Source organism: Roseomonas marmotae (assembly GCF_017654485.1).
Taxonomy (GTDB): Bacteria; Pseudomonadota; Alphaproteobacteria; order Acetobacterales; family Acetobacteraceae; genus Pseudoroseomonas; species Pseudoroseomonas marmotae.
Genome location: NZ_CP061091.1, coordinates 2,931,542 through 2,956,965, shown reverse-complemented (window position 1 = coordinate 2,956,965; position 25,424 = coordinate 2,931,542). Strand labels below are relative to the sequence as shown.

Sequence of the window (25,424 nt, the reverse complement as noted above, 5' to 3'; positions counted from 1 at the left end):
AAAGCCCGGCCGCGCGGGGGCGCGGCCGGGCTCTTTGCATGGCTGGCAGGCCGGCGGTGCCGGGCTGCGCCCTGGCTTCAGACGCGGAAGGACGGCTTGGCGAACTTCTCCAGCGCCATCGTCCAGCGGGCGGCCAGCGGGGCGGTGGTCTGCTCGGCCAGCTTGAAAGCGGCCTCGTTCAGCTTGGTGGTCTCGCTCACGGACTTCTCCATGGCGGAGCGCATGAAGGTGCCGTTCAGCTCAGTGGCTTCCTTCAGGCTCTTGACCGTGGCCAGCGCCTTGGCGTTCTCGACCGCTTGCTCCCCCATACCCTGCGCGAGGGCGAAGGCCTGGCGGCTGAGATCCTGCAGGCCCGTCATGTAGGTCTGGGTGGCCTTGGTAAAGGCCTCCAAATTGCCGCGGTTGAACTCCACCGCGTCTTCAGCGCTCTTGTAGAGGTTGTCGGTAGTCTGGGTGATCTGGTCCATAGGGGGAATCTGCTCCAAAGCCGTGTCGGTTTTCGCCGGGCTGGTCTTGAGTGTCTTCTCAACCTGCGCCGCGTTCTGGTCGGCCACCTTGCGAACCGTCCGCGCGGTGAGTTTTGCGGCTTCACCCGTCAGCTTGGTCACATTGGTCGTGCCTGACATCGGGTTCGTCCTCACCTGGCTTCATGGTTGCCACCGACGGGAGGCCGTATCCCCGCTGGAGGCTTGGTCTTTACGCCCGGAGCATATTGCGCCGCAGCAAAACGTTTATGCCTATCGGCCTGCGGCAAGTCTATAAAATTTTGCGGTGCAGCATAGATAATCCGAGTAACGTTCCTGTGACGTAAGAAACTATTCTAAATTTTCTTAAGCTTGACCTGTAAGCCGTTGTCGCCACTGGATGTTCCCTTTCGGTTCAGGGTGACAGATTCCTCGACACATCAGTATGGTTGTTGCGACACCCGCTGGGGGGCGGGCCGTTGTTGGGGGAATCGGAGTCGATGAATCTGCTTTGGGCCATGGGGAGGGCCGTCCGCGGCGTGTCGCGGCAACGGCTTGCGGGGATGGCCGGTGTCGCGCTGCTGCTGGGGATGCTTCCGGGGGCGGCCTCGGCGCAGGTAGGCAGCGCGCGCTACTCGGCTGTGGTGATGGAGCCGCGGAGCGGCAACCTGCTGATCGCCAACAGTCCGGACGAGCTGCGCCATCCGGCTTCGCTGACCAAGATGATGACGCTGTACATGCTGTTCGACGCGATGCGCGCCGGATACATCAGCCTGGACACGCCCTTGGTCATGACGCCGACGGCGGCCAGCCGGCCGCCATCCAAGCTGGGCCTGCCGGTCGGGCGTAGCATCACGGTCGAGCAGGGGATCTATGCCCTGGTCACCAAGTCGGCCAATGATGTCGCCTCGCTGATCGGCGAGACGCTGGGGGGAGGGGACGAGTATCGCTTTGCCCAGATGATGACGCTGCGAGCGCGTGCCATCGGCATGACCCGCACGACTTTCCGCAATGCCTCGGGCCTGCCGGATATCGAGCAGGTGACGACGGCCCGCGACATGGCGACGCTGGGGCGCCGGCTGCAGCACGACTTCCCCGACCGCTATCATTATTTCGGCACGAGGCAGGTCCGCCTCGGCTCCATCAGCCTTCGCAACCATAACCGGATGCTGGAGAGCTATGAGGGCACCGATGGCATCAAGACCGGCTATATCGACGCCTCGGGCTTCAATATCGTTACCAGCGCGAAGCGGGAGAATGTCCGGCTGATCGCCGCCGTCTTCGGTGGCAGTTCCTGGACCGAGCGTGACCGCCAGACCGCCCTGCTGCTGGACCAGGGCTTTGTCCAGATGGGCGTGAACGGCAGCGGCCGAGCGCCGCTGGTGGCGAGCCAGACGGGCCGGGCCGCCGTGGTCGCCGCCGCGGCCGGCACGACCGCCGCCATCGCACGCCGCCGGGGCCGGGCGCCGGTCATGGTGTCTCAGGCCGCGGCGGCGCCGGTGCCGCAGCGTGCCGGCCGGGTCCGCCTGGTCTCGACCGGCATGGCCGCGCCCGTACGCCCGGTGGCGGTGCCAACGGCGCGGGTCAGCCGGCCGGCGGCGCGGCCGCAGCCCAGCCGCCAGCGTGTCGCCGTGCAGGCCCGCGCCACCACCCGGCGGGTGGTGGAGCAGGGGGATGGCGGACCCGCCCGCGCCACGGCCCGCGCGCAGCGTACGCCGGTGCGGGTCGCGGCCCGCGCGCCCGCGCGTGCCTCGGCGCCCGTCCGCAGGCCGGCGCCCCGCTGAACTCTGGCGGAACAGGCTTCCGTCGGTTCCGTCACACTTCCTCACCCCCGGTTTCGGGCCGGGGCATGCGCCAGTTACATCGGCGCACCAGCTTTCCCGGCAGCGGCTTCATGGTCGCTGCCATATGACGGGAAAGACGCGAAATGAAATCCATCCTGGCCCTTGGCCTCTTCGGTGCCGCCCTTGCGGCCACGAGTCTGCCCGCCCTGGCACAGCCGCAGCGCGGGCCGGACCGGATGCAGACACAGCTCTTTCAACAGGCGGATGCCGACCGGGACGGCAAGGTCACGCAGCAGGAGGCCATGGACTTCCTCGCCGCCCGCTTCGCCGATGCCGATACCGAGCGGGACGGCCGCCTGACGCCGCAGGAGCTGGAGGCATATATGAACGCCCAGCGGGCTGCGATGCGGCCCGACGGCGCCCGGCGGGAGCCGCCGCAGCGGGCCCGGCAGGGCATGGCGGAGCGGCATGCCCGCATCTTCCGGATGATCGATGCCAATCGTGATGGCGCGGTAACGCTGGAGGAACTGCGGCCGGTAGCCGGCGCGTTCTTCCGCGCGGCCGATGCCAATGGTGACGGTGCCCTGCAGCCCGACGAACTGCGCGGCCCGCGCCCCCGCCAGCGTTAAGCCGGGAGCGCGCCCGGGGAGCGACAGCCTCCCGGGCGCGGGTGCGCCTTGGCGGGAACTGCATACCGGTGCGGGGAGGAAGCCTGATGGTGGGCGCGACAGGGATTGAACCTGTGACCCCCGCCGTGTGAAGGCGATGCTCTACCGCTGAGCTACGCGCCCCATCAGGACGGGGCGGGAAATACGGTCTGGCTGGATTCCTGTCAAGCGGCCCTGTTTGCGATCCTTTCATTTCGGCCGGCGCGGGCCATATCGCCGAGATGCACCGCCGCATGGCTGCCTCACTGGCTCTCTTCTCGGCCCTGTCCGCGCCGGCCATGGCCGAGCCGATCAGGGCTGTCTACAGCGTGCGTGGCGGCGGCATGCAGGTGCTGCGGGTGGAGGCGATCTTCGACCTCGACAGCCCCGGCCGCTACAGCATCCGTGCCGCCTGGCGCTCCACCGGCCTGGTCCGCCTCTTCGGCAGTGCCGCGTTCCAGGGCCTGGCGGAAGGCCGGTGGGCGGGGCTGGAACCACGGCCAGTCCGCTATGCCGTCGAAGGTCAGTGGCGCGGGGAGCCGCGGCACACCGTGCTCGATTATCCGGGCGGTCAGCCGGTCCTGCGCGCGCGCCTGCCGCAGCAGGAGCCGGAGCGCGAGCCGGTGCCGCCGGAGATGACGCGCGATACCATCGACCAGTTCGCCGCCGTCGCGCAGCTGGTGCGGACGGTGGCGCAGACCGGCCGCTGCGACGGCGAGGCATCCATCTATGACGGTGTGCGGCGGGTGGAGATGCGGGCGCGGACGGCCGGGCGGGACCGTCTCTTCCCCTGGAGCACCGCCTGGCATGGAGAGGCGGCGCGCTGCGCCTTCGTCGGCCAGCAGATCGCCGGCTTCAGGCGGAGTGACACGCGGGCGCGGGAACCGCAGGAGGGTATCGCCTGGCTGGCGCCGCCCCGCCCGGGCGATGTGCCGATCCCCGTGCGGATGGAAATACCCAGCCGCCTTCTGGGCTCGCTCACCGTCTATCTGATGGAGGTCGGGCCGGCCGCGGCGGGCAGCAGCCCCGCCAGCAGTGCCGGCAGCTCCGCGGGCCGCTCGGCGACCGGCGCGCCATCGGCGGAGGCGCGCGGACCATAGCCCCAGGATACGAAAATCGCCGGCACGCCGGCACCGCGCGCGGCGGCGATGTCATTATGATGGTCGCCGATCATCACGGCACGGGCAGGGTCTCCGCCGGCGGCCTTCAGCGTCGCCAGCAGATGCGCCGGGTCGGGTTTGCGGGTGGGGAAGCTGTCGCCGCCCCCGACGGCCGCGAAGAGTCCGGAAAGGCCGAGCGCATCGAGCAGGATATGCGCGGCCGCCGCCGGCTTGTTGGTGCAGACCGCCATGAGCCAGCCCTGCTGCCGCAGCGTCTCCAGCACCGTCGGGATGCCGTCGAAGGGGCGGGTATGCACGGCGGCGCTGGCCTCGTAATCCGCCAGGAAGTCCGGCAGCGCCGCCGCGTCCGGCTCGCGGTCCCGGGCGGTGAAGGCGCGGGCCAGCAGGGTCGGCACACCATCGCCGATGAAGCCCACCACCTCCTGCAAGGTGAAGGGCGGCAGGCCGCGCGCCGCCATCAGGCGGTTCAGGGCGGCGTGGATATCGGGGACGCTGTCCACCAGCGTGCCGTCAAGGTCGAAGATGGCGGTCGGTTGCATGTCCTGGACATGCCATGCCCGCCCGGGATGCGCCATGCTCGCGCTCGACGTGACATGTTTCGGCTGGCAACGCGATTTGAGCGGGCCGGCCCTTGCCGTGTAACATAAGGCTTTGGCAGATGGACAACATGCAAGCTGCCGCCATCCTCCTCGCCGCCGGTCTCGGCACCCGTATGCGCTCCAGCCTTCCCAAGGCCATGCACGGGCTGGCGGGGCGCCCCATGCTCAACCACCTCATCGCCGCCTGCGAAGGCGTCTTCGACCGTGTGGTGGTCGTGGTCGGGCCTGATATGCCGATGCTGGAGCGCGCCGCCGCCCCGCACCCCACGGTGGTGCAGGCCGAGCGCCTGGGCACCGGCCATGCCGCCCTCCAGGCCGCGCCGCTGCTGGAAGGCTTCGAGGGCGATGTGGCGGTGCTCTATGCCGATAATCCGCTGATCACGACGGAGACGCTGTCCCGCCTGCGCGCCGCGCGGGCCGAGGCCGGGCTGGCCCTGCTGGCGATGCGCCCGGCCGACCCCGGCCGTTATGGCCGGGTGGTGCAGGACGCGGCCGGCAATGTGCTGCGTATCGTCGAATATGCCGATGCCTCGGAATCGGAGCGGGACATCGGCCTCTGCAATGCTGGCGTGCTCTGCGCGCCCGCGCAGGATCTGTTCCGCTGGCTGCGGAATGTACGGAATGACAACCGGGCCAGCGAATACTACCTGACGGATATCGTCCCGCTGGCGGTGAATGATGGTGCCCGCGTGCGCGCGGTTGAGGCGCCGGAGGCCGAGTTGCGCGGCATCAACAGCCGCGCCGAGCTGGCTGCGGCGGAGGCCGAGGTGCAGGCCCGGCTGCGGCAGGCCGCCATGGCCGGCGGCGCCACCCTGGTGCAGCCGGAGAGCGTGGTCTTCAGCCATGACACCGTGCTGGGTCAGGATGTGACGGTGGAGCCGAACGTGGTTTTTGCCCCTGGCGTGCGGGTGGAGGATGGCGCGACCATCCGCGCCTTCAGCCATCTGGAGGGTTGCGTGGTGCGTGGCGGTGCTGTCGTCGGCCCCTATGCGCGGCTGCGGCCAGGCACTGATGTCGGACCCCAGGCTCATGTCGGCAATTTCGTCGAGTTGAAGAATACCGTGCTGGGGGCGGGGGCGAAGGCCAACCACCTGACCTATCTGGGCGATGCCGATATCGGGCCGAAGTCGAATATCGGAGCTGGCACAATTACCTGTAATTACGACGGATTCCAGAAGTCCCGGACCAGCATCGGCGCGGGGGTCTTCGTGGGATCGGACAGTGTGCTGGTGGCGCCGGTGCGGATCGGGGACGGAGCCTTTACCGCCGCTGGCTCGGTGATCACCAGGGATGTGACGGCCGATGCCATGGCCTTCGGGCGGGCGCGGCAGACGGAAAAACCGGGCGCGGCCGCGGCATTCCGCGCCATGCGGCAGGACAGGAAGAAAAGCTGATGTGCGGCATTGTCGGTGTGGTGGGGCGCGAGGATGCCGCCCCGCGTCTTTTGGAAGGTTTGAGGCGGCTGGAATACCGCGGCTATGACAGTGCCGGCGTCGCCACGCTGGTGAATGGCCATATCGAGCGCCGCCGTGCCGAGGGCAAGCTGATCAACCTGATCCATGTGCTGGAGAAGGACCCGCTGCCCGGCACCACCGGCATCGGCCATACCCGCTGGGCCACCCATGGCGCGCCGACGGAGCGCAACGCCCATCCTCACGGCACCGCCCGCGTCTCGGTCGTGCATAACGGCATCATCGAGAACCACGCCGAACTGCGTGCCGAGCTGGAAGGCCACGGCGTGGTGTTCGAGACGGAGACGGATACCGAGACCGTCGCCAAGCTGATGGACCACTACCTCGCCGGTGGCGCCACGCCGGAGGGCGCGACGAGCGCGACGCTGAAGCGGCTGCACGGCGCCTTCAGCCTGGCGATGATCTTCGCCGGGCATGAGAGCAAGATGATTGCCGCCCGGCGGGGGAGCCCCCTGGCCGTCGGCTATGGCGAGAAGGAGATGTTCGTCGGCTCCGACGCCCTGGCGCTGTCCCCGATGACCCGCCGCATCGCCTATCTGGAAGAGGGGGACTGGGCGGTCGTCACCGAGACGGCGGCGGAGTTCTTCGATGCCGAGGACCAGAGGGTCGAGCGGCAGGTGAAGGTGACCGCCTTCTCCGGCGCCGCCGTGGGCAAGGGCAACTACCGCCACTTCATGGAGAAGGAGCTGCACGAGCATCCGGTCGTGCTTGGCGATACGCTGCGCCAGTATGTCGATCCGGCCAACCGGGCCATTGCCCTGCCGGCGCTGCCCTTCGACCCCGTGACGGTGCCGCGCCTGACCATGTCGGCCTGCGGCTCCGCCTATCTGGCGGCGATGGTCGGCCGCTACTGGATCGAGCAGATCGCGCGTATCCCGGTGGATGCCGATATCGCCAGCGAGCTCCGCTACCGTAACCCCGTGCTCCCGCAGGGAGGCGCCGCCGTGCTGGTCAGCCAGTCCGGCGAGACGGCCGACACCCTGGCGGCGCTGCGCCTGCTGCGGCAGAACGGGCAGTCCGTGCTCTCCATCGTCAATGTCGATGAGAGCAGCATGGCGCGGGAGAGCGACGGCGCGCTGCTGACGGTGGCGGGTCCCGAGATCGGCGTGGCCTCCACCAAGGCCTTCACCGCGCAGCTCGCGGTGCTGGCCTGCCTGGCGCTGGGCTTTGGCCGCGCGCGGGGCGTGCTCTCGGCCGGGGAGGAGGCGCGCCTGACCGCCGCCCTGCTGGAAGTGCCGGCCCATGCCGCCGCTCTGCTGGAGCATGGTGACGAGGTGCTGGATCTGGCGAAGGAGATCGTGGCGGCGCGGGACGTGCTGTTCCTCGGCCGTGGCAGCCTCTTCCCCATCGCGCTGGAAGGCGCGCTGAAGCTGAAGGAGCTGAGCTATATCCATGCCGAAGGCTATGCCGCCGGCGAGATGAAGCACGGGCCTATCGCGCTGATCGACCCGGCGGTGCCGGTCATCGCCCTCTGCCCCAGCGGGCCGCTGTTCGAGAAGACGGCCTCCAACCTGCAGGAGGCGGCGGCACGCGGCGGGCGCATCATCGCCTTCACGGACGCGGTCGGCGCTCCGGCGCTGCGTCGCTTCGCGGAGCGGGCGGTGGTGCTGCCGACGGTGGACCCCTTCGTCGCGCCCATCCTGCACGCCATCCCGGTGCAGCTGCTGGCTTATCACGTGGCGGTGCTGAAGGGCACGGATGTCGATCAGCCCCGGAATCTGGCGAAAGCCGTGACGGTGGAATGATCGTGACGCCGTAACCGAAAGGGTAGGGAGGCGGTTAGAGCAGGCATCGGGCGGGTATCGCGCTCATGCTCCGCCGTTTCCCCGGCCCGATCATGCAGTTGCCCACCTGACCCGCCGGAGAAGCTTGGCCCGGCCGGATATCGTCCTCCGCCCATGGCTTGAGCGGAGCCGTGCTGCTGCTGAAAGTTGGAACCACCCCATTTGCGTTGCGTTGCAACATGATTGTGCATTGTGGAGCCGCGTCATGCACTGGAGCCGTCCCGCCCGGACCGAATTCCTGGCTCGCCGCTACCTCGCCAGCCGGGGCAGTGCGCCCATGGTGCGGGACCCGCTGAAGGCGGCCCTGCCACGTCTGCGGCAAGAGGCGAGCGTGGCGGTGCGGCTGGCACGGATGGACCTGCTGCTGGCCCTGGGGCTGACCCTGGCTGGCATGCTGGCGGCCCTGGCCGTGTTTCTGGTGCCGTTGCATGGCGGCATGCTGATGGTGCTGGCGCAGTTGCACCTGGCTCCGGCTGCTGGCGTCGCGATCGCCATCTGGGCGGCGGTGGTTCTGGAGAAGGCGGGGCCGAGGTTCCGTGCCTCACGACGGATCATGCGGGCCTTGCAGGCTGGCGCGATGCTGGAGGCATTGGAGCTGGCTCTTCAGGCCCTGCCGGCGCCCGCGGCGGCCTGAAGCCGCCGCGGCTGCTGGCTTAGATTCTGCCCATCAAGACCAGGATCAACAGGATGATCAGGATCAGGCCCAGGCCACCCGAAGGTCCGTAGCCCCAACCTGTGCTGTAGCCCCAGCGCGGCAGGGCGCCGATCAGCAGCAGGATGACGATGATCAGGAGTATGAGCCCCATGACGTGCCGCTCCCATGAAATGGCCGCCTGGCGGAGTGCGTCAGCGGCTTGAACCCGGCTGTACCGGGAGTGCGGGCTGAACGCGCTATGCACCTCGAACGTTGCAGGCGGATGCCGTGAATTCCTGAGGCCTGGGCTAGCCGGGACCCACAGGCAGGCTTACCTTCCCGAGCAAGACACCGCGACCGCGCAGAAGCCAGGCCGCGACAGAGGAAAGGACGACACGATGCTCGACGCCATTTCCAGGCTGCCGCTGAAGGATCCGGACCTGTTGCGGCAGGCCAACTACATCGGCGGGCAGTGGGTGAAGGCCGATAATGGCAAGGTGCTGGAGGTGCGTAACCCCGCCACCGGGGAGATGGTGGGCACCGTGCCGGCCATGGGCCAGGCCGAGACCCGCCGCGCCATCGAGGCCGCCAACACCGCCTGGCCTGCCTGGCGCGCCATGCTGGCCAGCGAGCGCGCGGCGATCCTGAAGAAGATCGCGGCCGCCATGCTGGCCAATGCCGATGACCTCGCCATCATCATGACGGCGGAGCAGGGCAAGCCGCTGGCGGAATCGAAGGGCGAGGTGGCCTATGCCGCCAGCTTCATCGAATGGTTCGCCGAGGAAGCCCGCCGCATCGACGGGGAGATCATCCCGCAGAACGCCAAGGGCCGCCGCATCCTGGTGACGAAGGAGCCGGTCGGCGTCTTCGCCGCCATCACGCCCTGGAACTTCCCGGCGGCCATGATCACCCGCAAGGCCGGTCCCGGCTGGGCCGCCGGCTGCACCGGCGTCATCCGCCCGGCCAGCCAGACGCCCTTCTCGGCCCTGGCCATCGCCGTGCTGGCGGAACGCGCGGGGATGCCCAAGGGCGTCTGCAACGTCATCACCGGCCCGTCCTCCGCCACCGGCAAGGAGCTGACGGGCAACCCGCTGGTGCGGAAGCTCTCCTTCACCGGCTCCACCGAGGTGGGCCGCGTGTTGCTGGCGCAGTGCGCCGAAACCATCAAGAAGACCTCGATGGAGCTGGGCGGCAACGCGCCCTTCATCGTCTTCGACGATGCAGACCTCGACGAAGCAGTGAAGGGCGCCATCGCCTCCAAGTACCGCAACACCGGGCAGACCTGCGTCTGCGCCAACCGCCTGCTGGTGCAGGAAGGGGTCTATGACGCCTTCGCCGCCAAGCTGAAGACGGCGGTCGAGGCGCTGAAGGTGGGCAATGGCATGGAGGAGGGGGTCACCCAGGGCCCGCTGATCAATGCCGATGCGGTGAAGAAGGTGCAGGAGCATATCGACGATGCCCTGGCCAAGGGCGCCAAGGTGGTCACCGGCGGCAAGCCGGACAAGAAGGGTGGCAATTTCTTCCAGCCCACCGTGCTGGCCGAGGTGCCGCATGACGCGCTGATCTTCCGCGAGGAGACCTTCGGCCCCGTCGCCCCCCTGTTCCGCTTCAAGACGGAGGAGGAGGCGATCAAGCTGGCCAATGACACCGAATTCGGCCTCGCCGCCTATTTCTACGCGCGCGATGTCGGGCGGATCTTCCGGGTGGCCGAGGCGCTGGAATACGGCATCATCGGCATCAACGAGGGCATCATCTCCACCGCCGAGGCGCCGTTCGGCGGCTTCAAGCAGTCCGGCCTTGGCCGCGAGGGCAGCAGCCACGGCATCGAGGAATACCTGGAGACCAAGTACATGGCGCTGGGCGGCATCGGCGGCTGAGCGGCGGGATGGCGGCCGGGCTCAGGCCGGCCGCCGTCCGTTCCAGGGCATCTTGCCCAGCAGCGCGCCCATCCCGCAGGTGCCCGTCACCCCCGAGAATACCAGCCCGGCGCCGATGAAGGCGGAGACCGCGTGCAGCGCAGGGTGCCACAGGGCGCCGCCCAACGCGCCCAGCACCACCAGCCCACCCGCGACGATCTGCACCTGCCGCATGATCGGCATGGGCGCGCGCGCGTCGCTTTCCACCGGCAGCCCCGCCGCCTGCCACGCGCGCAGGCCGCCTTCCAGGATGAGGGCGGGCCGCCCAGCCGCGGTGCCAGCCAGCGCCGCCGCGTTCTGCGCGGTGCGGGCGCCGGACAGGCAATGGAAGATCACCGCCTGATCCGCCCGCCCGGGTGCCGCCGCGCCTGCCAGCCGGGAGAGTGGAAGCGCGGCGGAGCCGGCAATGCGTGCGCGGGCGCGCTCATCCGCCTCCCGGATATCGGCCAGGACGGCGGTGCCGTCCCGCAGGCGCCGGGCAGCCTCCTGCGGAGAGAGGGTGGGGAGGGTCATGGCGTGTCCTCGTGCCGGGGTTCGGAGGGGCAGAACAGGTCCCGCAAGGTGCCGATCAGCGTGGCGATGCGGGGGTCGGCCAGCCGATAGTGGATGGTGGTGCCTTCCCGCCGCGTCGCCACCAGCCCGTCCCGCCGTAGCTGCGCCAGATGCTGGGAGAGGGCGGATTGCGACAGGCGCACCGCGCCAGCCAGCCGCTTCACCGGCATCTCGCCTTCCATCACCAGGTGGCAGAGCAGCAGCAGGCGGCCTTCATGGGAGAGCTGCCGCAGCAGGGCGGCGGCCTCGGCGGCGCGGGCTTCGAGATCGGCGAGGTCGGGTGGCATCGGCTTTCCTTTAGAGAAATCTAATTTAGTATTTTCTAATTTAAAGTCCAGGGCTGACCCGCGATGCCTTGACGGCTGCCCCCACCACACCTTTCTTGCGGGTGGCAGCTGAGAGGACCTCCCGAGATGAGCGCCTATGACTTCGACCTTTTCGTCATCGGCGGCGGCTCGGCCGGCGTGCGCTGCGCCCGCATCTCCGCCACCCATGGCGCCAGGGTGGCGGTGGCGGAGGAGCGGTTCTGGGGCGGCACCTGCGTCAATGTCGGCTGCGTGCCCAAGAAGATCATGGTGAATGCCGGCGAATACGGCCTCTGGGCCGAGGAGGCCGCGGCCTTCGGCTGGCAGGAGATGGTCAAGGGCCAGCATCGCTGGTCCGTGCTGAAGGAGGCACGGGATGCCGAGGTGGAGCGCCTTTCCGCCATCTACGGCCGGCTGCTGGCCAATGCCGGCGTCACCCCCTTCGAGTGCCGCGCCACCTTCATCGACCCACATACCCTGGACGTCGGCGGCCGGCGCGTGACGGCGGAGCGGATCGTCATCGCCACCGGCGGGCATCCGGTGAAGCCGGATATCCCGGGCGCTGAGCTGGGCATGATCTCCGACGACCTCTTCACGCTGGAGGAGATGCCGCGGCGCGTGGCCGTGGTGGGCGGCGGGTATATCGCGCTGGAATTCGCCTCCCTGCTGCGGGCCCTGGGGGCGGAGGTGGATCTGGTCTATCGCCAGTCTCTGCCGCTGCGCGGCTTCGACCACGATATCCGCGAGGCGATGCGCGACGCGCTGGATGCGCTGGGCATCCGCCAGCATGTCGGCCACGAGATCGCCAGCCTGGAGAAGACGGCGGATGGCATCCGGGTGGCCACGGCTGGCGGGCAGGCGGCGACGGTGGATGCCGTGATGTTCGCCACCGGCCGCGTCGCCAATACCGGCGGGCTGAACCTTGAGGCGGCGGAGATCGTCACCGGCCGCTTCGGTGCCATTCCCGTGGATGCCCGGCAGACCACGCGCCAGCCGCATATCTTTGCCCTGGGCGATGTGACGGACCAGCTGAACCTGACCCCGGTGGCGACGGCGCAGGGCCATGCCCTGGCGGATACTCTCTTCGGCAACAAGCCGCGCACCGCCAACCTGCAGAATGTGCCCACAGCCGTCTTCACCATCCCGCCCGCCGCCACGGTGGGGCTGACGGAGGAACTGGCCGCGGCGCAGGGGCCGGTCGATATCTACCTGACCCGCTTTACGCCCATGCGCCACACCATTAGCAAGCGGGCGCGCAAGACGGTGATGAAGCTGGTGGTGGACCGGGCCAGCCAGAAGGTGGTCGGCGCGCATATGCTGGGCGACGACGCGGCGGAAATGATGCAGGGCATCGCCATCGCGATTGTCGCTGGCGCCACCAAGCAGGATTTCGACGCGACCATCGGCATCCATCCCACGGCGGCCGAGGAATTCGTCACCCTGCGCACCATCACCCGGCAGGTGGGGTGATCCCATGCACCGTATCGACCCGGAGATGGCCGCCTTCAACGCGATGATGGAGGAGCGGGCCAAGGCCTTCCCGCCCATCCGGCTGATGCGGCCCTTCGACGAGGCGCGCGCCATCAATGACGCGCTGAACCTGACCCTCGGCGGCGGGCCGGAGATGGCGGAGACCCGCGAGTTCTGGCTGCCCGTGCGGGGGCGGCGCATTCAGTGCCGGCTGCACAAGCCGGTGGCGGGGCAGGGGCCTTTGCCCGTGCTGGTCTATCTGCATGGCGGCGGCTGGGTCTGGAACAGCATCGACACGCATGACCGCACCATGCGCGAATATGCCGCGGCCTCGGGCTGCGCCGTGCTGGGGCCGGACTACGCGCTCAGCCCCGAGGCCGTCTTCCCCCAGGCGCTGGAGGAATGCGCGGGCATCGCGCGGGCGGTGGCGGCGCAGGGCGGCGAATGGGGGCTCGACCCCGCGCGCATGGTGCTGGGCGGAGATTCGGCGGGCGCCAATCTGGCGCTGGGTTCCGCGCTGATGCTGCGGGAGGTGGCGCCGGCGTTGCGCCTGCGAGGGTTGCTGCTGGGCTATGGCGTCTATGACAGCCGCCTCGACACGGAATCCTACGAGGAATTCGCGGAAGGCTTTGGCCTGACGCGCGAGCGGATGCGCTTCTACTGGGACTGCTACGCGCCGCAGGCGGCGGACCGGGTGAATCCCTTCGCCGCACCGCTGCGCGCCGACCTGCGTGGCCTTCCGCCCGTGCATATGACGCTGACGGAACTCGATGTGCTGGCCAGCGAGAATTTCGCCATGGCCGCGAAGCTGCGCGAGGCCGGCGTTGATGTGGACGAGGAATTCTTCGCCGGCACCGTGCATGGCTTCCTGCGGTCGGCGGGGCATGTCGGCGCCGCCGACCGCGCCTTCGCAGCCAGCGGGCGCTGGCTGCGAAAGGTCATGGGCTAGGCCGGCCGCACGCCCCAGGGATAGGGCATGCTGCCCTTCACGAAGCCGGTCAGGTTGTTGCGATAGGCCGTGCGGATGAAGAACTGGCCCAGCGGGATGGTGGCGACATCATCCTGCGCCAGCCTGTTGATCTGGTCAGCCACCTTCTTCTGCGCGTCCTGGTCCGGCGCATCCAGCCAGGCCTGGATCATCTCCTCCATCTTCGGGCTTTCATACCAGCCGAACCAGCCGCTGGCCCCGGTGCCCTTCACCAGCGAGGAGACCGCCGGGCTGATGTAGGACATGGAGGAGCCATAGGTGTGGAAGATGCTCCAGCCGCCCTTCTCCACGGGCTCACGCGACACGCGGCGCTGCACCACCGTGCCCCAGTCGCTTTCCATCAGGTCCACATTCATGCCGATGCGCGTCAGCAGATCCGCCGTGAGTTGGCCATGCGGGCCGATCAGCGGGAAATCAGTGGGGTTGATGATCACCACCTTCTCCCCCGCATAGCCGGATTCCGCGAGCGCCGCCTTGGCGCGGTCAAGGCTGCGCGGATGGCTGGCGAGTTCGGAGAGATCCTCTGTGGCCCAGGGCGTGCCACAGGGGAAGAGGCTGCGGCATTCGCGCCAGACGGACTGGTCCTGGCCCAGCGTGACGCCCATGTAGTCGGCTTGGTTGACGGCCAGCGCCACCGCGCGGCGGACCTTCGGATTGTTGAAGGGGGGCTGCAGGTGGTTCAGCCGCATCAGGCTCATGAAGCCCGATGTCGCCAGCGTATCGATCTTGACGTTGCGGTTGCGCTGCAAGCTCGGGATCAGGTCGGCCAGCGGCTGGTCCACCCAGTCCACCTCGCCATTGCTTAGGGCCGCGACGGCGGTGGAGGGGTCGGGCAGCACATGCCATTCGACCCGGTTGAAATGCGCCACCTTGCCGCCGCTGGTCCAGTCCGGCGTGCCCTCCCGCGGCACATAGCCGTCGAACTTCCCATAGGCCGAGCGGCTGCCGGCGACGAATTCATCCTTCAGGAAGCGGTAGGGGCCGGAGCCGATGACCTCCCCCACCTGCGCATTGGCATCGGTGCGTGCAAGGCGCTCCGGCATGATGACGGCGATATTCGCGTCGGGCTTCGCGATGGCGTCCAGCAGCATCGGGAAGGGGCGGGTCAGCTTGATCTCGATGGTGCGGTCATCGGCGGTGCCCCAGCTTTCCACCACCTTGGCCAGGGTCTGGCCGAAGGGGTCGCGCTTCGACCAGCGTTCCAAGCTGGCGGCGGCGTCGCGGGCCAGCACCGGCTCCCCGTCATGGAAGCGCAGGCCCTCCCGCAGGCGGATGCGCCAGGTGCGGCGGTCGTCCGAGACGGTATGGCCTTCCGCCATCTGCGGCAGCGCCCGCTGGTTGCCATCCACGCCATAGAGCGTGTCGAAGACATGGTAGCCATGGATCTGCGTGACGATCGCCGATGTCCAGATCGGGTCCAGCGCCGTCAGATTGGCCTGCGGCACGAAGCGGAGCGTGGAGCCACGGGTCGGCTGGGCGAGGGCCGGGCGGGCCAGGGCCAGGCCTCCCAGCGCGGCCCCCTGCAGCAGGGTACGGCGGTGCATCATATCTTCCTCCCTGTCCCCCTCTTGGCGGGACTTTGGGGAAGACTAGGCAGCCGCCTCGCGCAGCGTCAACGCGGCAAACTGTCTTCCAGCCAGGGCAGCGGCGGATCTTCCTCCGCCGGCCGGCCGCGCAGCATGCGACCCTTGGAAAGTTCGCTGACGACACCGTGCAAGGTGCGCAGCTCCTGCGTCGTCACCTCGCCCCGGTTGAACCAGTGGCGGAGGTTGCGCACCATGCCCGCGCGCTTCGGGTGGTTGTCGAGGAAGCCGCTGGCATCCAGCTCCCGCACCAGCCGTTCCAGGAAATTGTCCAACTCGCCCTTGGTGGCGACCTGGGTCTCGTTGGTCATGAGCTGGCGCGGCGGCGTGCTGTCCTCGGCCGCGTTCCACCATTCATAGGCCATGATCATCACGGCCTGCGCCAGGTTCAGCGACATATGCCTGGGGTTGAGCGGATAGCGCACCAGCGTATCGGCCCGGGCCATGTCCTCGGTATCCAGCCCCGCGCGCTCGGGGCCGAAGAGGATGGCGACGCGGTGCCCGTCGGTGCGGCAGATCTTCACCAGCTCGTCCGCCGCGCCGCGCGCGGTCATGACTGGCACGATGACGTGGCGAGGGCGGGGGCAGGTGGCCAGCACCCGGTGGCAATCGGCCACGGCGTCGGCCACCGTCTCATGCACCGTGGCGGCATCCAGGATGCGATCGGCGCCGGAGGAGGCATACCAGGCCCGCTCCTGCGGCCAGCCGTCGCGCGGGGCGACGAGACGCAGGTGGAACAGTCCGCCATTGGCCATGGCGCGCGCCACCATGCCGATATTTTCGGCCAGCTGCGGGCGCACGAGGACGACGATCGGGCTCTCGCCCGGCAGGGGCGCCAGATCGGCGCCGCCGTCGCGGCCGGTCATGGGGCAGGCATCCTTACGGGCGTGGCAGTGAACATGGCCGCCCCGATAGCCCCGCCGCGCCCGCACGGAAAGGGGTTAGCGCGCCCGGGCCAAGAAGGCGCGGAGCTGCGCGATCTCCTTCTCCTGGGCCACGATGATCTCCTGCGCCAGCTTCCGCATCTCCGGGTCCTTGCCGTGCTCGAGCTCGATCCGGGCCATGTCGATGGCGCCCTGGTGGTGCGGGATCATCCCGGCGGCGAAGTCGCGGTCAGCGTCGCCGGTATAGGGGATGTCCATGTTCTTGTGCATTCGCATCATCGAATCCCGGAAAGCGCGGGTCGAGGCGCTTTCCGACCCGGCCGCGGGCTTGGCTGCGCCGTGATCCGCATGCTGCGCCAGGGTGACGCCAGTGAAGGAGAGAAACAGGGTCGCGGCGATAACCAGAGGCTTCATGGTGGACATTCCCGGTTGGATCTCATCCTCCCGCAGATGGGCCCTTACCCCTGTGGGAAGGCAAGAGGTACTCCGCCTGTTGAGATCCGCACATGCCTATGCGCTGGCCTCGCATGGCTGCCCTGCGATGCTGGCGGGCATGGACGCCACCGCCGCGGCCGCCGCCTGTCTCGCCGCCGCATGGGCGACGGGCGGCGGCGGCCGAGGGCTGGCTCAGGCCCGGCGCCAGGTGGTGCCGGAGGCGGAATCCTCCAGCACGATGCCCTGGGCCGTCAGATCGGCGCGGATGCGGTCGGCCTCCGCCCAGTTCTTCGCGGCACGGGCGGCGAGGCGGGCGGCGATGGCGGCCTCGATTGCCGCATTCTCATCCTCCGCGCCACCCTGGCGCCATGCCTGTGGGGCGGAGCCAAGCAGGCCGAGCACGCCCGCCGCCTGCCGCAGCGCCGCCGCCGCCTGGCCGGATTTCGGTTCCCAATGGCGGCCGATGCGGCTGAGCACGGCGGTGGCGGAGCCACCCACCGTCGCCACATTCTCCAGCGTGCGGAGGTCACGCAGCCGGGCGATGGCGAGGGGGGTGTTCAGGTCATCCCCCAACGGCTCCAGCGCCCATTCCGCCATTTCCGCCACGAGCGCGTCATCGGCTTCCGGCAGCGGCAGGTCGCGGGCCAGCAGGGCATAGAAGTCGTCCAGTTCACCCCGCGCTTCCTCCAGCCGCTCGACCGTATAGTCCAGCGCGGCGCGGTAATGGGTCTTCAGCAGCAGCAGGCGGAAGGCTTCCCCGGCCCAGGGGCCACGCTCCAGGATGTCGCGCACGGTCAGGAAATTGCCGAGCGACTTCGACATCTTCTCCCCATTCACCAGCAGCATGCCGTTGTGCAGCCACATCCGGGCGAAACGGCTGCCGGGGAAGGCGCAGACGGACTGCGCCAGCTCATTCTCATGATGCGGGAAGAGAAGGTCATGCCCGCCGCCGTGGATGTCGAAATCCGGCCCCAGATAACGCCAGGACATGGCCGAGCATTCGATATGCCAGCCCGGGCGGCCACGGCCCCAGGGGCTGTCCCAACCCGGCAGGCCGGGCTCGCTGGGCTTCCAGAGCACGAAGTCGCCGGGGTCACGCTTGTAGGGCGCGACCTCCACGCGGGCACCCGCCAGCATCTCCTCCGGCGAACGGCCGGAGAGCTGGCCATAGGCGGGATAGCTGGGCACGGAGAAGAGCACATGCCCCTCAGCCTCATAGGCATGGCCGCCCGCGACCAGCTTTTCGATCAGGCTGATCATCTGCGCGATGTTATCGGTCGCGCGCGGCTCCTCATCCGGCGGCAGGCAGCCCAGCGCGGCCATGTCGCGGTGGAAGTCGGTGATGGTGCGGGCGGTGATGGCGCCGATCGGCTCGCCGCTCTCGGTGGAGCGGGCGTTGATCTTGTCATCCACGTCCGTAATGTTCCGGACATAGGTGACGCGCGGATAGATCCGCCGCAGCAGCCGCGTCAGCACGTCGAAGACGACCACCGGCCGCGCATTACCGAGATGCGCGAGGTCGTAGACCGTGGGCCCGCACACATAGAGGCGCACATGCTCCGCATCGATTGGCGCGAAGGCCTCGCGGCGGCGAGTGGCGCTGTTGTGGAAGGCGAGTTCGGTCATCCAGTCGGGCCTGTCAGGGTCGGGGCGTTCGGGAAAGGGGGCGGATACTAGCCCGCCTGTGCCTCAATAGAAACCGCGCCGGAGCGGCATTGGCCGTCCGTCGCGTCACTGCTGCCATGTCCCCGCCTGGCGGATTCCGGCGCTTCCGCGGCCCTGCGCCCGCAGCCTGCCTGTCCTCGCCATTACTTCCAGGTTGAGAATTCAACTTAGCAATAATCTCGATGTCCCACGGAGATGCAAAGCTCTAGCTTTTCCGGCAACAGCTGTTATGAACGGCCAAGGCAATGCTTGATCTTGGCTTTCACTGGCGTTTCGCGCTCAGGAATATTACAAAACGGTAATATAGGCAAAATTTTGTTGAAAATTTCGTGTTAACCAGCCATTTGGCTGATCACGAAATCGAGAGGTCGCGGTGATGTGAATTCGGCGGAGGGAAAACCTCACCGTCGGACCCACCGGAAGCACGGCCCCACAAGACGCAGCCTGAACCTCTTTTACTTGGTCCTGAACCTAGTTTTACTGGCGCGAGAAAAATGGCAATCAATCTGACCTTGGAAAACGCGGGTTCTCACACTCTTGTCGGTGGCGTGACAACCTTCGGCCAAGTCTTCGTGCGCGGAGAACTTCCGGCATCTTCCGGCCTCACCGCCCGGATCGGCGGCCGCGAGGTCCCCGTGCAGATGGACATCAAGTCCACCTATGAGGATGGCTCGGTGAAGATGGCCGTGCTCTCCCTCGAGCGCCCCGATCTCGCCGCCGGCCAGAGCCTCGCCCTCAGCCTCGCCCCCGCCGCCACGGCCGCCACCGGCGCCGCCGTCGACCTCGCCGCCGTGGCCCGGCAGCACAGCTTCAACGTGACGCTCGACACCGCCGCCGGCACCACCCAGGTCGACGTCCTCGCCGCCCTGCAGCAGGCCATCGCCAATGGCACCGCCAGCGTCTGGCAGGACGGCCCGCTGGCCAGCCAGGCCCGCGTCGAGATGACCCTCGAGGGGTCGCAGCGCCTGATCTTCGACGTCACCGCCTTCAAGGACGGCACCCTCTCCGTCGACGCCCAGTTCAACAACGACCGCGCCATGGAGGCCACCGGCGGCCGCGCCAACTACGGCGTCACCGTCACCATGGACGGCCAGGTGCTGGCGAAGGAAACCGTCAGCCAGGGCCAGTATGAGAACTGGCACCGCAGCTTCCAGCTCGACGAGCAGAATGGCGGCCAGGGCCTGGGCGACGCCCAGAGCGGCTGGCTGAACATCCGCCACGACATCGCCCACCTGCAGCAGACCGGCGCCGTCGCCAACTACGACCTCGGCCTCAAGGTCTCCGAAGCTGTCCTGAGCGATCTTGGCAACACCATCGGCGCGCCCGGCTGGGACGCGCCGCTCGCCGCCAACGGCGTGACCCAGTACATGCCCGGCACCGGTGGCCGTGGCGATATCGGCTTCACCACCTTCGGCAACACCACCTGGCTGCTGTCGCAGGATGCGCGCGCCGCCGAATACGCCCTGGGCCAGGCCGAGGCCGCCAGCGCCATCCCCTGGCACCACTGGGACGCCCGGAACGACAGCTGGCTCAGCACCGACGACTACCCCCGCCTCTGGACCGATGGCCGCGGCGGCCAGGGCCGCCCGGGCGACGCCAGTTCCGGCTCGCTGGTGCAGTTCAACGACGGCCAGTCCGGCTGGGTGCTCGACAGCTCCCACCAGCCCGACCTCTCCTTCGTGCCCTACCTGCTGACCGGCGAGCGCTGGATCCTCGACAACCTGAATGCCCAGGCCAGCTGGAACATCCTCGCGCACTGGCCGGAAGAGCGCAGCATGGCCGAGGACCTGGTGGTCAACGGCAACCAGGTGCGCGGCGCCGCCTGGTCGCTGCGGCAGATCGACAATGCCGCCTTCGCGGCGCCGGATGGCAGCGCGGAGAAGGCCTATTTCACCGCGGCTTCCGAGAGCAACTGGAAGTGGCTGGTCTCGCAGATCCCCACCTGGACCGAGCAGCAGGGCGAGGCGCATGGCTGGGTGCCGGGCGTCTATGGCACGGCCGGCGCGCTGCCGCCGTGGCAGCAGGACTACTTCGCCTCCACCGCGATCGCCGCCGCCGAGCGCGGCAATGCCGACGCGCTGACGCTGCTGGACTGGATGTCGAACTTCCTGATCGGCCGCTTCCAGCATGAGGCCGATGGCCTGCCGCAGCATGACGGCGCGGCCTATCTGATCGCCAACAGCGACCCGGTGACGGGCGAGATCTACAAGACCTGGGCCGAGATCGGCGCGCAGACCCAGGCGCGGGGCTGGTCGAACGGCGAGGGCTGGGCTCATACCGACGGCAACTATGCGCAGCTGGCGCTGGCGACGCTCTCCGGCCTGGCGCAGCTGACCGGCAATGCCGAGGCCGCCGCGCTCTATCACGAGTTGCTGGCCGAAAACCCGCCGATGACCGGCGGCGACATCTACGCCAACGACCCCACCTTCGCTCTGGCCCCGCCGGACGCCTCGAACATGCCGACCGAGCGGCCGGTGCCGAGCGCCCCGTCGCATGAGGCGCCGGCACCGGAGCTTCCCCAGACAGATGCCCCGGCCTTGGAAACTCCGGCGCATGACGCCCCGGCCATGGCCCCGCTGTCGATCGTGCTGAGCGGTGACTCCTGGCAGGGCGACGCCATCGCGGTGGTGAAGGTGGATGGCGTGGAAGCCTGGCGCGGCGCGGTCTCGGCACAGCATGGCTCCAGCGGCATGGAAGTGGCGCTGGGCGATGTTTCCACCGACCGGGCGCATGACGTGACCGTCTCCTTCATCAACGATGGCTGGGGCGGCCATGAGGGTGCGGACCGCAACCTCTATGTGGACGACATCCTCGTGGGCGGCGCCTCCACCGGCAGCAAGGCCGAGATGTTCGGGAATGGTGACGAGGTCTTCACCGTCGCGCATGGCTCCACCGCTCCCTCGGCCCCGGAAGCCTCGACCCCCGCGGCCCCGGCCGTGGCCCCGCTGTCGATCGTGCTGAGCGGTGACTCCTGGCAGGGCGATGCCATTGCGGTGGTGTCGGTGAACGGCGTGGAGGCTTGGCGCGGCGGGGTTTCGGCGCAGCGTGGCTCCAGCGGCATGGAGGTGGCGCTGGGCGATGTCTCCACCGACCGGGCGCATGACGTGACCGTCTCCTTCATCAACGACGCCTGGGGCGGCCATGAGGGTGCGGACCGCAACCTCTATGTGGACGACATCCTCCTGGGCGGCGCTTCCACCGGCAGCTCGGCCGAGCTGTTCGGGAATGGTGACGAGGTCTTCACCGTTGCCCAGTCTCACTCCACCCCCCCCTCGGCCCCTGTCATGGCCCCGCTGTCGATCGTGCTGAGCGGCGACTCCTGGCAGGGCGATGCCATCGCGGTGGTGACGATGAATGGTGAGGAAGCCTGGCGTGGCGCGGTCTCGGCGCAGCATGGCTTCAGCGGCATGGAAGTGGCGCTGGGCGATGTCATGGTGGGCCAGGACCATGCGGTGACGGTCTCTTTCATCAACGACGCCTGGGGCGGCCATGAGGCTGCCGACCGCAACCTCTATGTGGACGACATCCTCCTGGGTGGCGTCTCCACCGGCGACAGCGCGGCACTGCTGACCAATGGTGACGCGTATTTCTCCATCGACCAGCACCCCGTGGTGCATACGGATGCTGTCTTCGCGGTGTGAAGACCAAGGCCAGAAAAAGCGCGGGGCGGCCTTTCACCGCCCCGTGCTTTTTTGTGCCTGCCTGACATGGCCTGCCTTAGCGAACCTCGCCGCGCTGCTCCGCCAGCCGTTGCCGGTCCCGCGCCGATGCCGGATGCAGCTTGTAGCGCCGCCAGCCTGCCAGCAGGGCTGAAAGTTGCTCGGCCTGGGAAGCCTTCTCCCGCCGCAGCCGCTGCAGGTTGTTGCGCAGCACCAGGATGGGGTGCCCCGCCGCCAGATCGGCGCCGGTGACGAGCGCGTTCAGGAAGATGCTGCCAAGCTGCGGGTCCTCCCGCTCGATCACATAGGCGCCGTAACCCATGACGGAGGAGCGGCCGAACTGCACCATCTTCCGCGCAAAGCCGCGTAGCGCCACGAGCCGCGGATGCTGCGTCAGGATCTCCCGGATCTCGGTGGCGCTGGCTCGTTTGTACTGGACGCCTTCGGTGCGCCGCTCATACCGCCAGAGCAGATTGGCCATGGCGGTGGCCAATGCCTGATCGCCAAAGCCGCTTTCCGGGTCATCCGCGGCCGCGCTGCGCCTCTGGTGCCCGTCATAGGTGGTATAGGCGTCTTCCGGCAGGCCATGCACCACCGGGGCCTCGATCGTGGTTCCGGCCGCCACCACGGCCAGCAGACGATGCTGACCATCGAGCAGCCGCCCGGCGGCCGAGAAGCAGATCGGCTGTGCATTCGTGATCCAGCGCCCACGCGACATATCGGCCGCCAGCGCCTGAACATGGGCATCGCTGGTCTGCCGGGGGAGCGGACCCATGGAGAGGTAGCGTGACGCCGCCTCCGCATCGATCGTCTCTATCTGGCAGGACAGGCTCGTCCCAGAGACCGGCAATTCGGGCGAGGGCGCTGCCTCGGGTAGTCCGGGATAATTCTCCATCAGCGGGAAGGGCTCCGCAGGGCGACGCCCTGACGGATGCTCGGACCAGGACAGCCGCCGCAACCGCTCACCCCTGCGCGTGGCATTCAGCGCCTTGATGCCGAGCGCCATCAGCCAGACCGTCCTTATCTCAGCGTTGCCCTGGTCCCGCTCGGCCAGGTCGTGCAGCAGCACGCCCGGCTCGTCCCAGGTATAGCGCTCCGGATGCAGCATGGCGTCGAGCATCCGTTCCGTCGCGGCGGTATCGGCGCGATGGCCCATGAAGAGGAGCATGGCGCGGACGAGTTCGGGAAGCGGCAGGCCCGGATGCGCGAGGCTGGCGGCCACGGCCTCGACGGGCGCGGGGCTCACGCGCAGGATGCGGTCCAGCTTCGTCCAGCAGGCAGGGGGCTGGCGCTCCTCCGTCATGCGGCGCTCGTCGTAGCGCTCCAGCCAGATCAGCAGGCTGGCCAGCAACTGATGATGTGCATAGCCGCGGTATTTAAGCGCTCCGGCGAGGCTGCGCCGGCGGTGCTGATCGATGCTGTGGAAAGCCTCGTCGCTGATGTTCTCGGCCAAGTACGTGAGCAGCGGGATGCCGGTTGCCACGCAGGCCGAAAGCCGTTGAACGCCATCAAGCAGGCGCCCGCTGCGGGACAGGATGATGGACGAGCCATTCACCACCCAGCACCCCTCGCGCATGGCCCGCGCATAGGCGCCGATGACGTCTTCCTGTGGCCTCGCCCGAGGATCGGCGCGGCTCAACATGGCGCTGGCGATACTGGGGGATAGCGTCGTCAGCGTCACATTTACCGGTAGGTCGGTATGGCCCTGCGGCGCGGAGGCCGGCCGTGTCCTGGTCTTACGTGCTGGGGACAGGCTGGTGTGATGACGATCTGCGGGCAGGCCAGCTCGCGGGGACCGTGCCCCCATCATCTGCACATCACTTCATGGCCTGATGGAATTTGGAAATACCGGCTCATGGCAAGCCACTTAATATCGACTAAGTAAGTTTTGTAACAAACAAGGGAATGTCTTTGTTTGACCGCAATCATACTCGAATTCCCCTGAATTGAATGGGTAGCCAAGCGGTATCAACTGAAGGTCAAGCGTAACATATGAATACATGCTCTGCTATTTGATCAGAGCGAAACTTAGTTTACCTAGGCGTGTTCAGAAACTTCAATTATCTTAGCATTATTTTCACGGGAAGTTGACCGCTATTTATTTCCGGCTAAGTAAGAAAATCTTGTTGTGATGCTGCGGATTAAGCAAAAAAAGTTAACGGAGTTAAAAATTCGGTGAAGGTAATCGGCGCCGCCGTTCATGGAGGCCGAAATGTCAGGGTGAAGCTTCAACCCCGCCCTCTCTGGCCGCGCATCCCTAACGCCCTTGCAACCTTGAGGCAGGATCAAAATTCCCGTCGGCTAGACGCCAGAGAAACATCCCGCGCGGAATGATAAGCTTAAGCTTCTTACAGGCGATTGCTGTTTGATTCGCGCCTGCTGGGACATGGCGCCTTGTGCAAGAGTGGAATTTCTCGCAATGCCTTATCACGATCACTTGTGCAAAACGTAATGCCTAAGCCAAAGTAAAAACCGCTAACATCCACAAGGATGTTGAGTTAAGCTTGGCGAAATGGACGAACTCATACGAGTTTGTGCTTCTAGATGTAAAAGGATCGCGTTGATTTCGCCTCGTGGGTTGCGTTGAACGTCGTCTGGTGTGGATATCAATTTCCCCATATCGTAAATTTATATGCTGTGCGCAGACATCTATTTTCCTGCAGGCACCACAAATCGCCATACAATGTATGCAAATGTGAGACGATCTGACGGCAAACCGGCTAATTCGCAAACGCCGCCCTTACTTTCTATTCCACATTTCCTAATTAGGCGGTTCACAGGGCCTAGACGTCGTTCAGCCTCGGCTTCGCGGACTAGGCTGCTGCATGAACAGGGAGATGAATTAGTGATGCCAGACAGCGGTGGAAGAGCGCGGCTTTTCAGCCCCCGCATGAATTCCACGCTTTACGTGAGCCACTGTGACGTCAGGCGTGCTGCGCACGCCAAGCAGCATGGTGGATACCCGATGACCCAAAGCCAGATGATGAGGATTTTCAAGTGAGGAAGCGCGGACCGACCACTTCTGATTCCGCTGTTGGGCGGGAGATCCGCCAGTATCGCCGTTCCGCCGGGCTGACGCAGAAGCAGGTGGCCAGCATGATCGGCGTGACGGGCGCGCAGTTGCACCGTTACGAGACGGGTTCGACCCGCATTACGGCCAGCCGGCTGATTGCCATCGCCAATGCACTGGGTGTCCGGCCGGATACGCTGCTGGCCGCGGCCTCATCGCCGCAGGAAACGACGGTGGAGCAGAACAACAACCTCGCGCTTCCGAGCAGCCCGAGCCAGGAGATTGTGGAACTGATCCAGATGTTCGGCAGCATCGCCGACCCGCGGCACCGCAGTGCCCTGGTCGCCGTTGCGCGCATGATGACCTCTCCGCAGGTGCAGCGCAGTGTGCCGGAAGAAGGTATCTGACACAGCCAGGGATGCTGGTGTGGCTGCCGGCATCCCTGCCTGTAG

Annotated in this window: 21 protein-coding genes and 1 tRNA gene; 11 read left to right on the top strand and 11 right to left on the bottom strand. The window is 67.5% G+C overall.

The annotated features are described in order from the left end of the window. Positions 1-77: 77 nt before the first annotated feature. Positions 78-626, bottom strand: a complete 549-nt coding sequence (locus tag IAI58_RS13840; protein WP_207450226.1) for a phasin family protein — start codon at positions 624-626, stop codon at positions 78-80. A gap of 338 nt (positions 627-964) precedes the next feature. On the opposite strand from IAI58_RS13840, the gene IAI58_RS13835 reads away from it, so the two are divergent. Beyond that, complete coding sequence (locus IAI58_RS13835) at positions 965-2,248, top strand: D-alanyl-D-alanine carboxypeptidase family protein (protein ID WP_237182634.1); 1,284 nt, start codon at positions 965-967, stop codon at positions 2,246-2,248. A 143-nt stretch (positions 2,249-2,391) separates the two neighbouring features. Continuing rightward, positions 2,392-2,877, top strand: coding sequence for a CREC-EF hand family protein (locus IAI58_RS13830; protein ID WP_207450228.1), 486 nt, complete (start codon positions 2,392-2,394; stop codon positions 2,875-2,877). Positions 2,878-2,964: 87 nt separating this feature from the next. Here the strand turns inward: IAI58_RS13830 and IAI58_RS13825 are convergent. Further along, positions 2,965-3,039 (bottom strand) — tRNA-Val (locus IAI58_RS13825). 110 nt (positions 3,040-3,149) lie between these two features. On the opposite strand from IAI58_RS13825, the gene IAI58_RS13820 reads away from it, so the two are divergent. Next, the gene (locus tag IAI58_RS13820) at positions 3,150-3,995 is read left to right on the top strand and encodes a DUF3108 domain-containing protein (protein ID WP_237182635.1); all 846 of its coding nucleotides are present in this window, start codon (positions 3,150-3,152) and stop codon (positions 3,993-3,995) included. Here IAI58_RS13820 and gph read toward each other — a convergent pair. Continuing rightward, positions 3,881-4,555 carry a phosphoglycolate phosphatase gene (gph, locus tag IAI58_RS13815; RefSeq protein ID WP_207450237.1) on the bottom strand — a complete coding sequence of 225 codons (675 nt, stop codon included), beginning with the start codon at positions 4,553-4,555 and terminating at the stop codon, positions 3,881-3,883. The two genes, IAI58_RS13820 and gph, sit on opposite strands and share 115 nt — an antisense overlap. Before the next feature lie 128 nt (positions 4,556-4,683). On the opposite strand from gph, the gene glmU reads away from it, so the two are divergent. The 3 genes from glmU (at position 4,684) to IAI58_RS13800 (ending at position 8,505) form a co-directional block, all read left to right on the top strand. Beyond that, complete coding sequence (glmU, locus tag IAI58_RS13810) at positions 4,684-6,009, top strand: bifunctional UDP-N-acetylglucosamine diphosphorylase/glucosamine-1-phosphate N-acetyltransferase GlmU (protein WP_207450266.1); 1,326 nt, start codon at positions 4,684-4,686, stop codon at positions 6,007-6,009. Continuing rightward, positions 6,009-7,832: a glutamine--fructose-6-phosphate transaminase (isomerizing) gene (gene glmS / locus IAI58_RS13805; RefSeq protein WP_207450239.1), complete on the top strand. Its 1,824-nt coding sequence runs from the start codon at positions 6,009-6,011 to the stop codon at positions 7,830-7,832. Before glmU ends, glmS begins: the two co-directional genes overlap by 1 nt. A 244-nt stretch (positions 7,833-8,076) precedes the next feature. Next, entirely contained in the window at positions 8,077-8,505 is a 429-nt protein-coding gene (locus tag IAI58_RS13800; RefSeq protein WP_207450241.1) for a hypothetical protein, read from the top strand. A gap of 19 nt (positions 8,506-8,524) precedes the next feature. On the opposite strand, the gene IAI58_RS13795 is transcribed toward IAI58_RS13800, so the two are convergent. Further along, complete coding sequence (locus IAI58_RS13795) at positions 8,525-8,677, bottom strand: DUF3309 family protein (RefSeq protein WP_207450243.1); 153 nt, start codon at positions 8,675-8,677, stop codon at positions 8,525-8,527. A 226-nt stretch (positions 8,678-8,903) separates the two neighbouring features. Between IAI58_RS13795 and IAI58_RS13790 the strand changes: the two genes are divergently transcribed. After that, a complete protein-coding gene (locus IAI58_RS13790; protein WP_272874879.1) occupies positions 8,904-10,382 on the top strand; it encodes an NAD-dependent succinate-semialdehyde dehydrogenase in 1,479 nt (492 codons plus the stop codon). A 21-nt stretch (positions 10,383-10,403) separates the two neighbouring features. Here IAI58_RS13790 and IAI58_RS13785 read toward each other — a convergent pair whose 3' ends face one another. After that, positions 10,404-10,934 (bottom strand): rhodanese family protein, encoded by a 531-nt coding sequence (locus IAI58_RS13785; RefSeq protein WP_207450245.1) that lies wholly within the window; start codon positions 10,932-10,934, stop codon positions 10,404-10,406. Continuing rightward, on the bottom strand, positions 10,931-11,260 hold the full coding sequence (locus IAI58_RS13780) for an ArsR/SmtB family transcription factor (protein WP_207450247.1): 330 nt from the start codon (positions 11,258-11,260) through the stop codon (positions 10,931-10,933). Before IAI58_RS13780 ends, IAI58_RS13785 begins: the two co-directional genes overlap by 4 nt. A 126-nt stretch (positions 11,261-11,386) precedes the next feature. On the opposite strand from IAI58_RS13780, the gene gorA reads away from it, so the two are divergent. Both gorA and IAI58_RS13770 read left to right on the top strand, forming a co-directional pair. After that, positions 11,387-12,748, top strand: coding sequence for a glutathione-disulfide reductase (gene gorA / locus IAI58_RS13775; protein ID WP_207450249.1), 1,362 nt, complete (start codon positions 11,387-11,389; stop codon positions 12,746-12,748). A gap of 4 nt (positions 12,749-12,752) precedes the next feature. Beyond that, positions 12,753-13,697 (top strand): alpha/beta hydrolase, encoded by a 945-nt coding sequence (locus IAI58_RS13770; RefSeq protein WP_207450251.1) that lies wholly within the window; start codon positions 12,753-12,755, stop codon positions 13,695-13,697. Here the strand turns inward: IAI58_RS13770 and IAI58_RS13765 are convergent. From IAI58_RS13765 to cysS, 4 genes are all read right to left on the bottom strand, one after another. After that, positions 13,694-15,280 (bottom strand): ABC transporter substrate-binding protein, encoded by a 1,587-nt coding sequence (locus tag IAI58_RS13765; protein WP_207450253.1) that lies wholly within the window; start codon positions 15,278-15,280, stop codon positions 13,694-13,696. The genes IAI58_RS13770 and IAI58_RS13765 overlap by 4 nt on opposite strands. A gap of 68 nt (positions 15,281-15,348) precedes the next feature. After that, complete coding sequence (locus IAI58_RS13760; RefSeq protein ID WP_207450255.1) at positions 15,349-16,185, bottom strand: RNA methyltransferase; 837 nt, start codon at positions 16,183-16,185, stop codon at positions 15,349-15,351. Between the two features lie 75 nt (positions 16,186-16,260). Beyond that, positions 16,261-16,617, bottom strand: a complete 357-nt coding sequence (copM, locus tag IAI58_RS13755; RefSeq protein ID WP_207450257.1) for a CopM family metallochaperone — start codon at positions 16,615-16,617, stop codon at positions 16,261-16,263. Positions 16,618-16,830: 213 nt separating this feature from the next. Further along, positions 16,831-18,264, bottom strand: a complete 1,434-nt coding sequence (gene cysS, locus IAI58_RS13750; RefSeq protein ID WP_207450259.1) for a cysteine--tRNA ligase — start codon at positions 18,262-18,264, stop codon at positions 16,831-16,833. A gap of 611 nt (positions 18,265-18,875) precedes the next feature. Here cysS and IAI58_RS13745 point away from each other — a divergent pair. After that, positions 18,876-21,944, top strand: coding sequence for a carbohydrate-binding domain-containing protein (locus tag IAI58_RS13745; RefSeq protein ID WP_208775957.1), 3,069 nt, complete (start codon positions 18,876-18,878; stop codon positions 21,942-21,944). 76 nt (positions 21,945-22,020) lie between these two features. Here the strand turns inward: IAI58_RS13745 and IAI58_RS13740 are convergent, their stop codons facing one another. Next, the gene (locus IAI58_RS13740; RefSeq protein WP_207450104.1) at positions 22,021-23,604 is read right to left on the bottom strand and encodes a hypothetical protein; all 1,584 of its coding nucleotides are present in this window, start codon (positions 23,602-23,604) and stop codon (positions 22,021-22,023) included. A 1,355-nt stretch (positions 23,605-24,959) separates the two neighbouring features. On the opposite strand from IAI58_RS13740, the gene IAI58_RS13735 reads away from it, so the two are divergent. After that, the gene (locus IAI58_RS13735; RefSeq protein ID WP_207450106.1) at positions 24,960-25,379 is read left to right on the top strand and encodes a helix-turn-helix domain-containing protein; all 420 of its coding nucleotides are present in this window, start codon (positions 24,960-24,962) and stop codon (positions 25,377-25,379) included. The last annotated feature ends 45 nt before the right edge of the window (positions 25,380-25,424 follow it).

Excerpts from the sequence above, each read along its gene's own strand:
- gph (WP_207450237.1), bottom strand. The coding sequence starts at position 4,555 with ATGCAACCGACCGCCATCTTCGACCTTGACGGCACGCTGGTGGACAGC.
- IAI58_RS13820 (WP_237182635.1), top strand. The coding sequence starts at position 3,150 with ATGGCTGCCTCACTGGCTCTCTTCTCGGCCCTGTCCGCGCCGGCCATG.
- glmU (WP_207450266.1), top strand. The coding sequence starts at position 4,684 with ATGCAAGCTGCCGCCATCCTCCTCGCCGCCGGTCTCGGCACCCGTATG.
- IAI58_RS13840 (WP_207450226.1), bottom strand. The coding sequence starts at position 626 with ATGTCAGGCACGACCAATGTGACCAAGCTGACGGGTGAAGCCGCAAAA.
- IAI58_RS13790 (WP_272874879.1), top strand. The coding sequence starts at position 8,904 with ATGCTCGACGCCATTTCCAGGCTGCCGCTGAAGGATCCGGACCTGTTG.
- IAI58_RS13760 (WP_207450255.1), bottom strand. The coding sequence starts at position 16,185 with ATGACCGGCCGCGACGGCGGCGCCGATCTGGCGCCCCTGCCGGGCGAG.
- IAI58_RS13835 (WP_237182634.1), top strand. The coding sequence starts at position 965 with ATGAATCTGCTTTGGGCCATGGGGAGGGCCGTCCGCGGCGTGTCGCGG.
- IAI58_RS13765 (WP_207450253.1), bottom strand. The coding sequence starts at position 15,280 with ATGCACCGCCGTACCCTGCTGCAGGGGGCCGCGCTGGGAGGCCTGGCC.
- copM (WP_207450257.1), bottom strand. The coding sequence starts at position 16,617 with ATGAAGCCTCTGGTTATCGCCGCGACCCTGTTTCTCTCCTTCACTGGC.
- gorA (WP_207450249.1), top strand. The coding sequence starts at position 11,387 with ATGAGCGCCTATGACTTCGACCTTTTCGTCATCGGCGGCGGCTCGGCC.
- IAI58_RS13785 (WP_207450245.1), bottom strand. The coding sequence starts at position 10,934 with ATGACCCTCCCCACCCTCTCTCCGCAGGAGGCTGCCCGGCGCCTGCGG.
- IAI58_RS13780 (WP_207450247.1), bottom strand. The coding sequence starts at position 11,260 with ATGCCACCCGACCTCGCCGATCTCGAAGCCCGCGCCGCCGAGGCCGCC.
- IAI58_RS13770 (WP_207450251.1), top strand. The coding sequence starts at position 12,753 with ATGCACCGTATCGACCCGGAGATGGCCGCCTTCAACGCGATGATGGAG.
- cysS (WP_207450259.1), bottom strand. The coding sequence starts at position 18,264 with ATGACCGAACTCGCCTTCCACAACAGCGCCACTCGCCGCCGCGAGGCC.
- glmS (WP_207450239.1), top strand. The coding sequence starts at position 6,009 with ATGTGCGGCATTGTCGGTGTGGTGGGGCGCGAGGATGCCGCCCCGCGT.
- IAI58_RS13795 (WP_207450243.1), bottom strand. The coding sequence starts at position 8,677 with ATGGGGCTCATACTCCTGATCATCGTCATCCTGCTGCTGATCGGCGCC.
- IAI58_RS13830 (WP_207450228.1), top strand. The coding sequence starts at position 2,392 with ATGAAATCCATCCTGGCCCTTGGCCTCTTCGGTGCCGCCCTTGCGGCC.
- IAI58_RS13800 (WP_207450241.1), top strand. The coding sequence starts at position 8,077 with ATGCACTGGAGCCGTCCCGCCCGGACCGAATTCCTGGCTCGCCGCTAC.
- IAI58_RS13740 (WP_207450104.1), bottom strand. The coding sequence starts at position 23,604 with ATGTTGAGCCGCGCCGATCCTCGGGCGAGGCCACAGGAAGACGTCATC.